The organism is Bartonella sp. AA2SXKL, from assembly GCF_042197205.1.
Lineage (GTDB): Bacteria > Pseudomonadota > Alphaproteobacteria > Rhizobiales > Rhizobiaceae > Bartonella.
On record NZ_JBHIRN010000006.1, the window covers coordinates 17,708 to 32,788 of the forward strand.

The window sequence follows — 15,081 nt, forward strand, 5'->3', positions numbered from 1 at the left end:
CCTCTCTTTCTCACACATCAGGGAACTTGCTAACTCCACGCATCTCACCCGATCAGGCAAAGATACCTAGAAACTTCATGTATTGATTAGACTTTTAAAGGATTAAGATTCCTCCCCCCTTTCTTTGTTAACGCTTCAACCTGGTACGCGATACAAAACCAGCTTCCTTTTGAGAATTCTTACAAATCCCCCCTCTTTCCTTTCCTATCGTTTAGGAAACTTGATCACCTCACGCCCCTCATCAGAGGCGGAAAGCTTTCTCAAAGCTTTATGCAAGTGTTGACTGAATTCTTCCTCCCCCAAAACCTCATCATCGTCTGCTTTCAAAGCTAAATTCCCCACATTGTTTGGCATCAAGCGGCTCACCTTTGGCTTTATCGGAAGCTTAGATTTGAACGCTTCATCCTTTTTCTCAAGGCGCCCATAAACATCGGCCAAGTGATCAGGTGCAAGCTTTGCTGCCAACTGTTTTTCTGCTTTAACAGCCTTCACATATTCTTTACGCAAACGCCCATTCAAGCGCGCCGCCTGCTGGTCATAAAAACCTACATCACAAAGGCATGGTGCCAGACAAAGCAACCGATTGTTCAAATCATAAACCCGTAAATCTTGATGCAAATTATCCGGATCAAAGCGTACAATCACTTTTTTCCCCGCATGCTCATTCAACGCCCGCGCCCAATAACGATTGCCATAAAAATGAATCTCCCCCGTACCCTTTTGCGCACGCAACGCCTCAGAGGTTAAAAGCCATAAAGCCCGTTGTGCCGCCGTTGCTTGCCGAATAATCGTCCCCTCGGCTTGCAAGCTCTCAGTAAAGGTCTCATCAAAACTGCGCCCCGCACAATTAACCGCCTTACGCCCTGCTTGCGCATTGTGTGCCACAATTTGCGCCCCAACATGGGCTTTAAACGCTTCAAATCCTATCGCGCGCTTGCCATAATCTTCAGGCTTGGCATCCGGTTTATTGCCCGTATAAGCCCCCGCACAAAAGGGATGTTTGGAAATCGCTTCTGCCAGATCACGCCATGCCCGCTCAATCGGTTTAGACTGTCCGCTATAAGGGGTGGTCCATTGCAATTGCACCCCCAAACTCGTCAAAAGCCCTTGCGGATCATCCGGCTTAATCTTAAAACGAAAACGGTTTTGCACACCTCCAGAAATCCACTTGCTGGTAAAGGCACGCCCATTATCCAAAGTCATACGCTCCGGTATGCCATAAGCTTCCACCATGTCCCCAATCACCAAACGAACGATTTCCCAAGTCTCAGCATCCGACAGGCGCCACGATAAAATCTTGCCCGAATAAAGATCTTGTATCGCTATCAGATAAAGCCGCACAGGCTTCTCTGTCCAAGGAACGCTCACAAAAACATCCAGCTTATGCCCGTCCATATTCACTGCTTGCAATGCATGCAAGCTCGAGCGATCACGCCGTTGGGCTGGATAAAGCTTTTTTGCCTTTTCTTCTCCCTCACGTGCTAAAACCACAACCGCTTTGGAAATTTGCGCCTTAAAACGACGCCGCAAAGCCCGCTCAGAAGGAATGGGCTCAAAACCCCGCTCCTGCGCAACCATCACCATGCGCCGATAACACGCCGAAAAAGCAGGTTTAGAGGGGCGCAAATAATCCGAACAAAAAACCTCCCACGCCCCCTCATGACACGGCGCAAATTGCGAAACATTCTCCTCACCATAACAAGGCGCTAAAGCTGCCAACCAATCAGGGCGCTCATACCCCTCCACCATCTGCCGCCAATTAAAAAGCGACATCCGGCTCACACCAAATTGCACCGCACTCAAACTTGCCGCATCATGCACACCCATACCGGCATGGAGCAAATCTTCCCAAAAGCAAAGTGCCTTCAAACGCTCTTCACAGCGCCTTTTATGCGCCTTGGAAAGCCCCTCATAACGCACCCAAATACTTGTCTTTTGCTCCCCTTGCGTTTGTTTCACATCAACAGCCCCACCAAACCGCACCAACAATGCCGCCCGCGCCCCCTCCGGCAATAAAGAAATGTGATACTCCCAAACCGGCTTGGTTTTGCCTAATGTTTGGCGAAACAATTGTGTATTCAAACGCCATTTCTTAAGCGCAAGATTGTTGAGACCGATCTTTGTTTTCGGCAACCCTGGCAAAGCTGCCTCAGCCAATTCGGCAATACTAAACCATTCCTTCATGGCTGCCCCCTTTTAATGCGAACCGGCGTTGCGCGCATGGCTTTCAATTGCGCTGCAATCTCCCGCTGTTCCTGCTGAAGCCGCGCAATTTCTGCTAAACGTGCCTCATCCCCTTGCAACAGCAACAATCCATCTTCACTCACCACCTCATCCCAAAGCCAAAATGCCTCTGTCGCCCGCACAAATGCCTTAAACCGCGGCAGGGAAATATCCACCTGCTTACTTTCCGCAACATAAGCATCCAAACTCGCCTTACTTAAACACCCAATCCCTAAATAATGCGCCATACGCTCCGCAATCACACTGCGCTCATGCCGGCATTCACGCAAAGCCCGCGCCATCGCACGCTTAATGCGTGAGCGAAACCGCCCTAAATCAATCTGCGCAACGGGTTCACGACAAGGAAAAACCGGCTTTTGGAAAAAATCAAGCTGCCCGCAACCATGCCTCTTCATGACAGCACCTCCCCCGATTGCTTGTTCAAATAATCATAAAACCGCGCCTTTGTCTGCGCATCTGCTCTCTGCCAAACACCCAATAACTGAGCAAAAACCCGCTCTTGTTCATTAATTTGCGGCGGCGTATTAATCCCATTGACCAAATCAACAGCCCGCCGTAAATCTCCCTCAACCTGTTGGAGCGCAATCGCCACCCGCCGTTGCGCAACCGGCTCCATCTTGGCAAGCTTCAACAATTGCGCTTGATTATCTGCCAATGCCGTCCCCCGCAAAACAGAACGCAACTCCGGTTGTAAATGTTGGGAAATGCGATTGAGACGTTTCACAGACTCCTTCGATAAACCAATGCGATCTGCTACATGTTTGGCAAAGTGCAAACTTTGCATTTTGCCATTTAAGTCACCATCATTTGGCAAAGGGTCAACTTGACCCTTTGCCACTTTGTCCCTTCACACCCAGTTTCATTATGCTCTGAAGAACTATCTTTTGGCAAAGGGACAACTTGTCCCTTTGCCACTTTGTCTCCTTCACACCCAGTTTCGTTATGCTCTGAAGAACCATCATTTGGCAAAGGGTAAACTTTACCCTTTGCCACTTTGTCCTTTGTATATTGATTACCATGATCACCACCAACCTTAATTTCCCCATACTTCTTTTCCCACAATTCGCGGTAAGTCTGGACAAAAAGCGCACGGTCAATAACAGACAATTCATTGCGAAACAGATTTTCAGCCACTTCTAAAAGCGCAGCATTATCCTTATCAGCCTGCACCACAACGGCATCAATGTCACTATAGCCCAAAAGCTCAGCAGCACGAAGCCGATGCGCTCCAGCAATAAGCGTATAATTGCCTTCCTTAGCATTGGGGGTATGGCGCACGGTAATCGGATTCATCAATCCCTCCCGCGCCATTGATTGTGCAAGTGCCTTAGCATGCTCATCATCCACAGGGCGTATACGCTCCGGCACCACAATCACATCAAGAGCAAGCTTTTGAAACTGTGCCATCACGCCCCCGCCTTTCTGATCTCTTTAAAGAATAAATCCATCGCACGCCCCGCCCATCTTCGATAAGCTTTCGCAAAAACGGGTTCTTCCAAACGCCGGTTAATCACTTGCATAGATAGAGAAATAGAAGTCCGCTGACGTGCCTGTATCGCAACAATACGCCGCCGTGGCACCTCAAACTGATAATGCAAAATATGAATAACAATCTGTCGTGCTAACGCCGCATCAAATAAGCCATGCGGGGGGTCAATAATATACCGGATCGGCAGATGCTTAAATCCACTACTCACGGCTTTTAAAGAACAGGAAAGCATCACCTGTAAACGTTCAACTTCTGAATAAGGATTAACGATATCGTTTCTGACATCTGGGGTCCATAAATTACAAGCAGCAACCATAACCACCCCCTATAAAAACAATATGACCACCATCTAATCGCCAGAACCAACCCATGCAAACGGCTGTTCTATGATGCAACTCTATGCAATTTATCTTGCCTATTTCGTACTGATCTTTAGACATTGATAAACCTTTTTATCTTATGGTATTTAAATTCATGGCAAATGCGCAAAAGCGCAAAGCCGTGTAACGAAATTCAAGCAGCATTACCGCGCAAAGCAGAATGCGCACGCGAATCTGTGTTGGCATGTTTTGCTGCTTTAAAAATGCGACGGCGACTTTTGGGGTAGCGGTCGCTAAAAACCTGCTCAACGGGCAAACCGATAAAATCGGCAATGGCGCGTTCGGCTTTCTCGTTAGACCGTGTCCAAATGTGTTGCACACTGGATGACGAGAGTTGATAAGCTTTCGCGAGCTCCGCCAAGGTCATGTTACGGCGGCGTAGCTCAGCTAAAATACTATGGCGATCCCATACTTGTGTGATAGTCATAAACTTCGCTCCTGCTTCAAACGGATGCTCCCACATCCGTTTTTTGTGGGGTTAATTGTAAAATATCTGCCCTCAATATCGGGCGGTAATAATAGGTATATGCCAAATATCTGTCTTTGTAAACAGTTTTTTGTCATTTGGAGGTATTTTTTTTGGCACGCCCTGAAAAAGAACCTAAAACAGAACTTGCAAAACGCCTACGTGAAGTACGACGAATGCTCGGAAACGAAGAACGGGGCATTTTTGCGCAACGCCTTAATTTACAACGCACTACTCTTGCCAATTATGAAATCGGAGTACACGAGCCAACATCCTCAGCAATTAACGCCTATCATAGAGTCTATAACATTAACCCCCATTGGCTCGTTACGGGTGAAGGTGAAATGTTTACAGACATGGCAAAAGCGAAAGCCGCTGGTTTTAAACCACAAACTATCCCTGCTGGACTCATGAAAAAGCTTGGTCGCATAGCTTATACAACCTATCGCGATGCAAATATAAAACTCCCCCCTGAAGATATAGCGGAATTAGCGGCAGAGCTTTGTATAAAGTTGCAAGAGCTTGTTCAAGACATCAACGACACGGAAGAAGTAGAAGCGACTTTCCCTCTTCTTAAAATTCATTTAAAGCGTCAAATAGAAGCTGAAAGAGTACATCTAGAAGCTACATAAGATACGGCTTAATGCCTCTCTAAGATGAATGGGGGAATCTCTTTTTAAAATCCTGTAATTTAAAACGAACCTAAATATGAATAAGGAGCATTTTTGGCACGCCCCGAACTAGAACCTAAAACAGAACTAGCAAAGCGCTTACGCTTGATACGAGAAAGCTTAGAGCTTAATCGAGATAAGATAGCTACCCGTTTAGGTATTAAAAAAGCAATTTATGACCATGCTGAAAGAGGGACCACTTTTCCCAATGTAAAATTTTTGACTGCTTTATCACAGCAATTAAATATCAACTTAACTTGGCTAATTACAGGTGAAGGCGAAATGTTTAGTGACATGGCAAAAGCGAAAGCAGCAGGTTTTAAAGCACCAACCATACCTGCTGGTCTCATGAAAAAGCTTGGTCGCATAGCTTATACAACCTATCGCGATGCAAATATAAAGATCCCTCCTGAAGATATAGCGGAACTCGCGGCGGAACTTTATAAAAAACTGCAAGAGCTTGTTCAAGACATCAACGACACGGAAGAAGTCGAGCTTATTTTACCTCTTCTAAAATTGCATTTAAAGCGTCAAATAGAGGCTAAAAATGCACATCCAGAAACTACACAAAATACGGCTTAATGCCTCTCTAAGATGAATGGGGAATCTCTTTTTAAAATCCTGTAATTTAAGCTAACCTAAATATAAATAAGGAGCATTTTTGGCACGCCCCGAACTAGAACCTAAAACAGAACTAGCAAAGCGCTTACGCTTGATACGAGAAAGCTTAGAGCTTAATCGAGATAAGATAGCTACCCGTTTAGGTATTAAAAAAGCAATTTATGACCATGCTGAAAGAGGGACCACTTTTCCCAATGTAAAATTTTTGACTGCTTTATCACAGCAATTAAATATCAACTTAACTTGGCTAATTACAGGTGAAGGCGAAATGTTTAGTGACATGGCAAAAGCGAAAGCAGCAGGTTTTAAAGCACCAACCATACCTGCTGGTCTCATGAAAAAGCTTGGTCGCATAGCTTATACAACCTATCGCGATGCAAATATAAAGATCCCTCCTGAAGATATAGCGGAACTCGCGGCGGAACTTTATAAAAAACTGCAAGAGCTTGTTCAAGACATCAACGACACGGAAGAAGTCGAGCTTATTTTACCTCTTCTAAAATTGCATTTAAAGCGTCAAATAGAGGCTAAAAATGCACATCCAGAAACTACATAAGATATAGCTTAATGCCTCTCTAAAATGAAAAATGAAAGTGGAAATCTTTTTACATTAAAAAATTTATATAAATTATTGATAAAAAATACTTTTTACTCAATTTTTAGAGATTTCCACTTATATATGGAAATCTTTTTTGCTTTTTTGGTTATTTTTGGCTAATTTCGGAGTGAGCTTCACAATTTACCGAATTTTTTTTCACAGGGTCTTCAAAGGCGGTTTTCTGGGCTTTCACAGACTTTTCAAAATTTTTCACAGGGTTTTCACAGACCTTTCAAAGCCTTCTCTCATTTTTACCATGAAAATGCACTTTTTTCTGATTTTCGCTCTTTTTAGCTCTTTTTTACAATTTTAGGTGTCAAAATCTATTTTGACAAAACGCGCTTTTAATGCTAAATTTTATACATAAAAACAACAAATTATCACGTATTCCTACCTAATCCCACCTTTTCCCACTTAGTATAAAACCTAGTGTCAAACTACATTAATCTTTCTTTAACTCAATTCTACATCAACAACACCCTGAATTAATTTCATAGCATTTGCGACATGTGAATTTACCTTATATCGCTTAGGAAGCGCAATTTCGACTTCTCGCAATCCATCCTCTTGAATTAAAATAAGCCCAACCTCTCCATTCCCCCCAAGATTTAAATTTTGTTCAATTTGTGGAAGCATATCAACTGTTTTTATAAAGAGACGCATCATTTTATGCTGTTGTAATGATTCATTTTCCAAAGACTGAATTGTTTCAATTCGCAAACTAACTCCTTCAGAACGATTTTCTGCGCTCACCGTAATAATAAAAGATTTTCCGAGTTCTAGCATCTCTTCATAATCCGAGAGTGCCTCAGAAAAGAGAACTGCTTCATATTGTCCACTTGTATCAGAAAAATGAATAATTCCCATTTTTTTACCAGATTTTGTTTTGCGCACGTTTTTTGCCACAACAGTTCCAGCAAGCCGTGCAGCCGTTGCTCCCCCTTTAACGGCATTGGCAAAATTACCCCAAGTCTGAATGCGTTTTTTGTTCAGAATAGCTTGATACTCCTCCAAAGGATGCGCAGAAAAGTAAAAACCTATAGCTTGAAATTCTCGATAAAGTTTCTCAGCCGGCAACCAAGGGGTTGTTTGCGATAAAATCAATGGTTCTTTTAATCCGCCTGCCATTCCAAATATATCAACCTGCCCGCTAGAATTGTCATCGAGAATACGAAGTGCACGCGCATGAAGGGTTCCAAGATTGGCTAATAAAACCTCACGTGCAATGTTAAAACAATCAAAAGCACCAGCACAAACTAAACTTTCCATCGCACGCTTATTAACAATACGAGGATCAACACGCGCACAAAAATCTTCCAAATCCTTAAAAATCTTACTCCCACGACAAGAAACAATATGATCTACAACAGTTTCTCCCACACCTTTAATGGCAGCAAGAGAATAATAAATACAATTATCACCAACCTCAAAAACACGATGAGATGTTTGTATAGAAGGTGCAATAACTTCAATACCCAACCTTAATGCTTCACGCCGAAAATCATTGAGCTTATCTGTATTCGTCATATCATATGTCATTGAAGCAGCTAAAAACTCAACGGGATAGTTTGCTTTCATATAAGCCGTTTGGTAAGAAACAATTGCATAAGCAGCAGCGTGCGATTTATTAAAACCATAATCGGCAAATTTCGCTAAAAGATCAAAGATAATATCAGCTTGATCTTTATCCACGCCACCTGCAACAGCTCCATTGACAAAACGCGTACGCTGTTTTTGCATTTCAGCATGAATTTTTTTCCCCATAGCACGACGTAATAAATCGGCTTCCCCAAGCGAATAGCCAGCAAGCACCTGAGCAATCTGCATCACCTGTTCTTGATAAACAATAACACCTTGTGTTTCTTTGATCAGATGATCTATTTTAGGATGAATAGAAGCAATTTCCTCTTCCCCATGTTTGCGTGCATTATAGGTTGGAATATTCTCCATTGGACCTGGACGATAAAGTGCAACCAGCGCAATAATATCTTCAATACGGTCTGGCTTCATTCCAATCAACGCCTTGCGCATACCAGAACTTTCCACCTGAAACACGCCAACCGTTTCACCACGTGCCATCATAGCGTAGGTTGCTTCATCATTCAGAGGAATATTTGATAAATCTATTTTAATCCCCTTTCTGGCAACAAAATCGACTGCCATTTTCAAAACAGTAAGCGTTTTTAATCCAAGAAAATCAAATTTTACCAGCCCCGCTTGTTCAACATATTTCATGTTAAATTGTGTAACAGGCATATCAGAACGAGGATCACGATACATCGGGACAAGCTCCCAAAGTGGACGATCTCCGATAACAATCCCAGCAGCATGAGTTGAAGCATGACGATAAAGTCCCTCCAACTGAAGCGCTATATCTAATGCGCGTCCAACAACGGGATCTTTTTTCTTTTCTTCTTCAAATTTAGGTTCATCCTTAATAGCATCTGCTAATTCTACCTGACTTCCTGGGGTGGCAGGAATTAATTTTGTAAGATAATCCACCTGACGATAAGGAACTTCTAAAACACGCCCCACATCACGCAAAACTGCACGTGCCTGTAACTTACCAAAAGTAATAATTTGAGCAACTTGATCACGTCCATATTTTTTTTGAACATATTGAATAACTTCTTCGCGCCGCTCTTGACAAAAGTCGATATCAAAATCTGGCATCGAAACACGATCTGGATTCAGAAAACGTTCAAAGAGAAGAGAAAACCGCAAGGGATCCACATCAGTAATCGTCAATGCATAAGCAACAAGTGAACCAGCACCAGAACCCCGGCCTGGTCCAACGGGAATGTCATGAACCTTTGCCCATTTTATGAAATCTGAAACGATAAGAAAATATCCAGAAAATTGCATACGCGTAATAACTGAAATTTCATAATCAAGCCGCTGTTCATAATCTGCAATCGTATACCCTTCAGCCAACCCTATTGTTTCAAGCCGAATCTTCAAACCATCTTTAGCCTGATTTAATAACTCACTATCTTCTATTTCTAAAGTAGTTTCTGAATTAACAGATTGTTCTATAAAACGAGGCAATATCGGTTTTCGAAGAGGCGAGGCAATATGACAACGCAATGCAATTTCAACACTATTTTCCAAAGCTTCTGGAAGATCAGAAAACAGTGTAACCATTTCATCTTGTGACTTCAAATAATGATCTGGTGTCACACGTTTGCGATCTGGATTAGAGACAATTTGTCCTTCTGAAACAGCCATCAGCGCATCATGCGCTTCATACCCTTCTCTTTGCAGAAAAAAAGCTTCATTCGTTGCTACAAGAGGAATTTCATGCGCATAAGCCAATTCAATAAGATCAGCTTCTACTCTCCGGTCATAAGAGCCATGCCGTTGTAACTCCACATAAAGACGATCAGCAAAAGATTTTTTCAAATAAATTAAGCGCTCAACAGCATGTTCTTTTTTCTCTTCTGCCAAAGAAAGATTAATAGGTCCTCCCTTTCCACCCGTTAAAGCGATTATGCCTTCACTGTGTTCTGACAACCAATCAGCTTTAATATGAGGAGGATCAGTATCACACTTATCAAGATAAGCACGGCTCACAAGACGAACCAAATGAGCATAACCGGTTTCGCTAGCAGCCAAAAGAACAATAGAGCAAAAATCAGAAGGATTACGCCATTTAGCCAAACGTGAATGATCATTTTCATCACAAAAATCAACAGTAAGCTGACAACCAATAATAGGTTGGACCCCATGAGAAAGACAATGCTGTGAAAATTCCAAAGCACCAAATAAATTATTGGTATCGGTAATAGCAACCGCTGGTGCATGATCTAAAATCGTCTGTTGAATAATTTGGGGGATTTTTAAAGCCCCTTCGAGCAAGGAATAAGCTGAATGCACTCTCAAATGAATAAAGCGAGGAAGAGAATTTTTGTTCTCTTGCATTTGCATTTTATTTTTTACCACTCTCACAATTTCCCACTACAAAATAAATGCTAAACAGCACCCCTTATAAAAGAAAAAACTTCTGTTCATCATCAAACTTTAAAGCTATAAATTCATCATCCTACATAGGAGCAATATCCCAATTTTATTAATATTTATAAGAGAGTTCTATCAAGAAAATGCTTCTATTCACAGCAAATAAACACCTAAAATAAAAAGAAAAACAATATACCTCATCTAAGTACTTTAATTTTTGACCATTTAATTGTATTTTTCTTTAAATATTAATTTCTCTTCCTAAAGTTCAATGTGTAAATAAAGCAACCTTGTCTTTATGACTTTATCCCCAAAAAGCTCTTCTAAAGGTCTAGAAAAAACAAAAAGGGCAGGTTAAATTTGCTCATGCCTCCAAGTCTTCTTACCCCACTTTTTAATTCTATCCGAACTCTTTCTGGTATTACACCTAAAGTCTATGGTTTATTGACCAAACTCTTAGATGTTAATCCCACACAACGCGAAGCAACCCTTATTGACCTTCTTCAATTAATGCCCCATTCCGTTATAGACCGCAGAATGCGTCCCAACATTGCTTCTGCAAAAGAAGGAGATACTGTTACGCTCGAAATTATCATCGATCAACATCAACCACCACCCCGTGGTCACAACCGAATTCCCTATCGTGTTATTGCCCATGATCACACAGGAAAAATAAATTTAGTCTTTTTTCATGCTCAACCTCTTTGGCTAAAAAAACAACTCCCCGAAGGAAAAAAAGTCATTATATCAGGAAAAGTTGAATGGTTTAATGGACAGCTTTCAATGGCGCATCCAGACTATATTGCCCCAAGCGAACAATCAAATCAGATACCTCTGATCGAACCTGTCTATCCCTCTACTGCCGGACTAACTGTAAAGACACTAAGACGCGCCATACAAAACGCTCTTGATTTTATTCCTCTTCTACCAGAATGGATAGATGAAAATGTAAAAAAGCAGCAAAATTTTCCTTCTTTTTCCGTTGCTTTACGCCGTATCCATGCACCCATTAACCCCAATGATCTATCCTTAGAAAGTACAGCACGCAAACGTCTTGCCTATGATGAATTGCTCGCTTGTCAATTGGCACTAGGACTCGTGCGTTTGAAAACTAAATCTCTTGTTGGCACTTCTCGACCATCAACAGGAATTTATACTAAAAAATTACTCAATATCCTCCCCTTTCAACTCACAACCGGACAAAAAAAAGCAGTAGAAGATATCGCAAATGATCTTGCTTCACCAGAACCGATGCTAAGACTACTTCAAGGTGATGTAGGCGCAGGAAAAACTGTTGTTGCATTGATGGCAATGGCACAAATTGCTGAAAATTCAGGACAATCAGCTTTAATGGCACCAACTGAAGTGCTTGCTAGGCAACATTTTGCCACCATCGCTCCTCTTGCCGAAAAGGTCGGATTACAAACAACGCTTTTAACAGGACGAGAAAAAGGAAAATTGCGGACAAATATCGTGAATGATATTCTGTCAGGTCAAGTTTCTATTGTTATCGGAACTCATGCTCTCATACAAAACAGCGTTACTTATAATAATCTCGCTTTAACCATTATCGATGAACAACACCGTTTTGGTGTCCATCAACGTATCGCTCTTACAGAAAAAGGCAATAAAGCTGATATGCTGGTTATGACCGCCACGCCCATTCCGCGCACACTTGTCTTAACAGCTTTTGGTGATATGGATGTCTCTAAAATTACCGAAAAACCAATGGGACGACAACCCATTACAACAGCAACGCTTTCTTTGAAACGTCTTCATGAGCTTATAGCGAGAATCGCAATTGCATTAGAAAAAGGAGAAAAGCTCTATTGGATTTGTCCTTTAGTAGAGGAATCGACAGCTCTTGATCTCACTTCAATTGAAAACCGCTTTGCATTTCTCCATGAGCGCTTTGGAGCACACGTTGGTATGATCCATGGAAAAATGTCTACAGCAGAAAAAGAAGCCGCTATGGCATCTTTTAAATGTGGAAATACACGTATTTTAGTTGCAACCACCGTCATTGAAGTGGGAGTAGATATTCCAGATGCTTCGATCATTATCATCGAACACGCGGAACATTTTGGCCTTTCACAATTGCACCAATTACGTGGACGTGTAGGACGAGGCGATAAAAAATCTTCCTGCATTTTGCTCTATAAAGATCCACTGACTAAAACAGCAGCAACACGCCTTAATATTATCCGCAATACAGAAGATGGTTTTGAAATTGCTGAAGAAGATTGGCGCCTACGAGGCGAAGGAGAACTTTTAGGTACAAAACAATCCGGAGTCCCTGAATTTCATATAGCAAACCTTGCAGTTCATAGCGATCTTTTGTCAATGGCAAGAAAAGATGCTCGTTTATTTTTACAACGCGATCCTCATCTTTCTTCTGAGCAAGGACAAGCTTTACGGTTGCTCCTTTATCTTTTCGGACACAACGATGCTGCACGCCTCTTACGAGCAGGATAACAAAAACCCTCTAATAAAAAACTTAAATACCTCTCTGTTCAAATATGATTTTCTCTTAGAATTACCCATAAATGATCTACGCAGTCTCTTACCATCTTTATGCTTCATGAACGAATAACAAATCAACTGCATTAAAACAGTAGAAGCAATATTGCGTCTTTTTTTACCATTATATTCACATAACTGATCTATTTTTTGATAGGTAAGAAAGTATTTTTTGTTTTATCGTAAAGGATTTAGGAATAAAAAACCTTTCTTCAGTATTCTCGTTCAACAGAGAAAAATGAAAAAATAAGTTTCATTATAAATCAATTTCTTACACTTGATTATTCTCCAAAAGATTCAGAAATATACTTTTATTCAACCGTGACTGATTTTGCTAAATTACGGGGTTGATCAACATCTGTTCCTAATAAAACAGCTGTATGATAAGCGATTAACTGAACAGGGAGTGCATAAATAATAGGAGAAATAAATTCTGGAACATCTGGCAAAGTGATCGTTGATAAAGTCTTAAGACAAGCTACTTCTGCTCCCTTTTTATCGGTTATTAAAATAATACGACCATTACGCGCTACCACTTCTTGCATATTAGAAAAAGTTTTTTCAAACCACCGATCATAAGGTGCAACAACAATAACGGGTATTGTCTCATCCACCAGAGCAATTGGTCCATGCTTTAATTCACCTGCCGCATAACCTTCAGCATGAATATAAGAAAGCTCTTTCAGTTTAAGAGCTCCCTCCAAAGCAATCGGATAAGAAGTTCCACGTCCCAGATAAAGAACACTTTTTGCATTCACCAAATCACGACAAATACATTCAATTTTTCTCTCTAATTTTAAGACCTCATTTAAAATACGTGGAACTTCTGCCAACTGTTGAACCAGTTGCTTTTCTATTTGAGCCGAGAGATAGCCACGTTGTTTAGCCGCACTAAGAGCGAGTGAAGCAAGCGTTGCCAATTGACAGGTAAAAGCTTTTGTTGAAGCAACACCTATTTCCGGTCCGGCAAGTGTTGGGAGAATAAAATCAGCCTCCCTTGCCATTGTTGATTGCTCTACATTCACAATTGTTGCTGTTTTTACACCCCGCTCACGACAATAACGCAAAGAAGCCAATGTATCAGCTGTCTCACCAGATTGAGAAACAAACAGCGATAACACATCAGACGTTATAGGAGGTTCACGATAACGAAACTCGGAAGCAACATCATTATCAACACTTAAAGCGGCAAATTTCTCAAACCAATAGCGCGCAACTAAGGTTGAATAATATGCCGTTCCACAACTCGCAAAAAGAAGCCGATGAATATTTTTCCAATCAATCAAATTCTCAAGCGGTCGAACCGCATAATTTCCAAGGTCAAGATAATGCGCCAAATTATGAGAAATCACTTCAGGTTGTTCAAACATTTCCTTGTGCATAAAATGACGATGATTACCCTTAGAAATCAATAAAGCCCCTTCGAGTAATGTCGTCACAGGACGTTTTACCGGTTGGTTGTTAGCATCATAAATTGTAACACCTTCCCGTGTGAGAACAGCCCAATCTCCATCTTCCATATAGCTAATATAATCAACGAATGGTGCCAAAGCTATGGCATCTGACCCCACAAAAAATTCATCTTTTCCATAACCAATTGCCAGAGGTGGACCAGAACAAGCCGCAATCATAAGGTTATCTTCACCTTCGAAAATAAGAGCAATAGCAAAAGCCCCCTGCAGCCTTTTCCAACTGGTACGTATGGCTTCTTGCGGAGAAAGACCATCTTTTAATGCACGCGTTATTAAATGTGCAATAACTTCCGTATCCGTCTCTGTTTCAAAGATACAACCATCCTCTATGAGTTCCTTTTGCAGTTCTACAAAATTTTCAATAATACCATTATGAACAATCGCAAGCTTTTCAGTCACATGGGGATGCGCATTGCGTTCAACAGCAATTCCATGCGTAGCCCAACGGGTATGACCAATCCCTAAACTTCCCTCCAGAGGTGTTTTTTTTAATTTTTCTTCTAAATGAACAAGCTTCCCCTCAGCACGTACACGATAAAGATGCCCATTATGGACCGTTGCCACCCCAGATGAATCATACCCTCTATATTCAAGACGTTTTAACCCCTCAACCAAAGAGGACGTAACACACCTCTTTCCAAGAACTCCAATAATTCCACACAT

Annotated in this window: 11 protein-coding genes and 1 pseudogene; 4 read left to right on the top strand and 8 right to left on the bottom strand. The window is 41.5% G+C overall.

What is annotated here, in order from left to right; translation table 11 throughout:
- Positions 1–204 precede the first annotated feature (204 nt).
- From ACFINS_RS05160 to ACFINS_RS05185, 6 genes and pseudogenes are all read right to left on the bottom strand, one after another.
- A complete protein-coding gene (locus ACFINS_RS05160; protein WP_375705949.1) occupies positions 205–2,184 on the bottom strand; it encodes a transposase domain-containing protein in 1,980 nt (659 codons plus the stop codon).
- Positions 2,181–2,639, bottom strand: coding sequence for a hypothetical protein (locus ACFINS_RS05165; RefSeq protein WP_012232200.1), 459 nt, complete (start codon positions 2,637–2,639; stop codon positions 2,181–2,183). The genes ACFINS_RS05160 and ACFINS_RS05165 overlap by 4 nt, the downstream gene beginning before the upstream one ends.
- A pseudogene (locus ACFINS_RS05170) lies at positions 2,636–3,651 on the bottom strand (ParB/RepB/Spo0J family partition protein). Before ACFINS_RS05170 ends, ACFINS_RS05165 begins: the two are co-directional and overlap by 4 nt.
- Positions 3,651–4,049, bottom strand: coding sequence for a hypothetical protein (locus tag ACFINS_RS05175; protein ID WP_375705950.1), 399 nt, complete (start codon positions 4,047–4,049; stop codon positions 3,651–3,653). Before ACFINS_RS05175 ends, ACFINS_RS05170 begins: the two are co-directional and overlap by 1 nt.
- Positions 4,033–4,173, bottom strand: coding sequence for a hypothetical protein (locus ACFINS_RS05180; RefSeq protein ID WP_273755279.1), 141 nt, complete (start codon positions 4,171–4,173; stop codon positions 4,033–4,035). The genes ACFINS_RS05175 and ACFINS_RS05180 overlap by 17 nt, the downstream gene beginning before the upstream one ends.
- 73 nt (positions 4,174–4,246) lie before the next feature.
- Positions 4,247–4,540, bottom strand: coding sequence for a helix-turn-helix transcriptional regulator (locus tag ACFINS_RS05185; RefSeq protein ID WP_183194530.1), 294 nt, complete (start codon positions 4,538–4,540; stop codon positions 4,247–4,249).
- A 152-nt stretch (positions 4,541–4,692) separates the two neighbouring features.
- On the opposite strand from ACFINS_RS05185, the gene ACFINS_RS05190 reads away from it, so the two are divergent.
- The 3 genes from ACFINS_RS05190 (at position 4,693) to ACFINS_RS05200 (ending at position 6,427) form a co-directional block, all read left to right on the top strand.
- Positions 4,693–5,211: a helix-turn-helix domain-containing protein gene (locus ACFINS_RS05190; RefSeq protein WP_375650550.1), complete on the top strand. Its 519-nt coding sequence runs from the start codon at positions 4,693–4,695 to the stop codon at positions 5,209–5,211.
- 93 nt (positions 5,212–5,304) lie between these two features.
- Positions 5,305–5,832, top strand: coding sequence for a helix-turn-helix domain-containing protein (locus tag ACFINS_RS05195; RefSeq protein WP_375650546.1), 528 nt, complete (start codon positions 5,305–5,307; stop codon positions 5,830–5,832).
- 79 nt (positions 5,833–5,911) lie between these two features.
- A complete protein-coding gene (locus ACFINS_RS05200) occupies positions 5,912–6,427 on the top strand; it encodes a helix-turn-helix domain-containing protein (protein ID WP_375650542.1) in 516 nt (171 codons plus the stop codon).
- Positions 6,428–6,922: 495 nt separating this feature from the next.
- Here ACFINS_RS05200 and dnaE read toward each other — a convergent pair whose 3' ends face one another.
- The gene (gene dnaE / locus ACFINS_RS05205) at positions 6,923–10,390 is read right to left on the bottom strand and encodes a DNA polymerase III subunit alpha (RefSeq protein ID WP_375705964.1); all 3,468 of its coding nucleotides are present in this window, start codon (positions 10,388–10,390) and stop codon (positions 6,923–6,925) included.
- A 402-nt stretch (positions 10,391–10,792) separates the two neighbouring features.
- Here dnaE and recG point away from each other — a divergent pair, with 402 nt between their 5' ends.
- Complete coding sequence (recG, locus tag ACFINS_RS05210; RefSeq protein WP_375650537.1) at positions 10,793–12,901, top strand: ATP-dependent DNA helicase RecG; 2,109 nt, start codon at positions 10,793–10,795, stop codon at positions 12,899–12,901.
- A gap of 356 nt (positions 12,902–13,257) precedes the next feature.
- On the opposite strand, the gene glmS is transcribed toward recG, so the two are convergent.
- The gene (glmS, locus tag ACFINS_RS05215; protein WP_375611533.1) at positions 13,258–15,081 is read right to left on the bottom strand and encodes a glutamine--fructose-6-phosphate transaminase (isomerizing); all 1,824 of its coding nucleotides are present in this window, start codon (positions 15,079–15,081) and stop codon (positions 13,258–13,260) included.

Coding starts and splice junctions, on each gene's coding strand:
- ACFINS_RS05160 (WP_375705949.1), bottom strand. CDS start 2,184: ATGAAGGAATGGTTTAGTATTGCCGAATTGGCTGAGGCAGCTTTGCCA.
- ACFINS_RS05165 (WP_012232200.1), bottom strand. CDS start 2,639: ATGAAGAGGCATGGTTGCGGGCAGCTTGATTTTTTCCAAAAGCCGGTT.
- ACFINS_RS05175 (WP_375705950.1), bottom strand. CDS start 4,049: ATGGTTGCTGCTTGTAATTTATGGACCCCAGATGTCAGAAACGATATC.
- ACFINS_RS05180 (WP_273755279.1), bottom strand. CDS start 4,173: ATGTCTAAAGATCAGTACGAAATAGGCAAGATAAATTGCATAGAGTTG.
- ACFINS_RS05185 (WP_183194530.1), bottom strand. CDS start 4,540: ATGACTATCACACAAGTATGGGATCGCCATAGTATTTTAGCTGAGCTA.
- dnaE (WP_375705964.1), bottom strand. CDS start 10,390: ATGCAAGAGAACAAAAATTCTCTTCCTCGCTTTATTCATTTGAGAGTG.
- recG (WP_375650537.1), top strand. CDS start 10,793: ATGCCTCCAAGTCTTCTTACCCCACTTTTTAATTCTATCCGAACTCTT.
- glmS (WP_375611533.1), bottom strand. CDS start 15,081: ATGTGTGGAATTATTGGAGTTCTTGGAAAGAGGTGTGTTACGTCCTCT.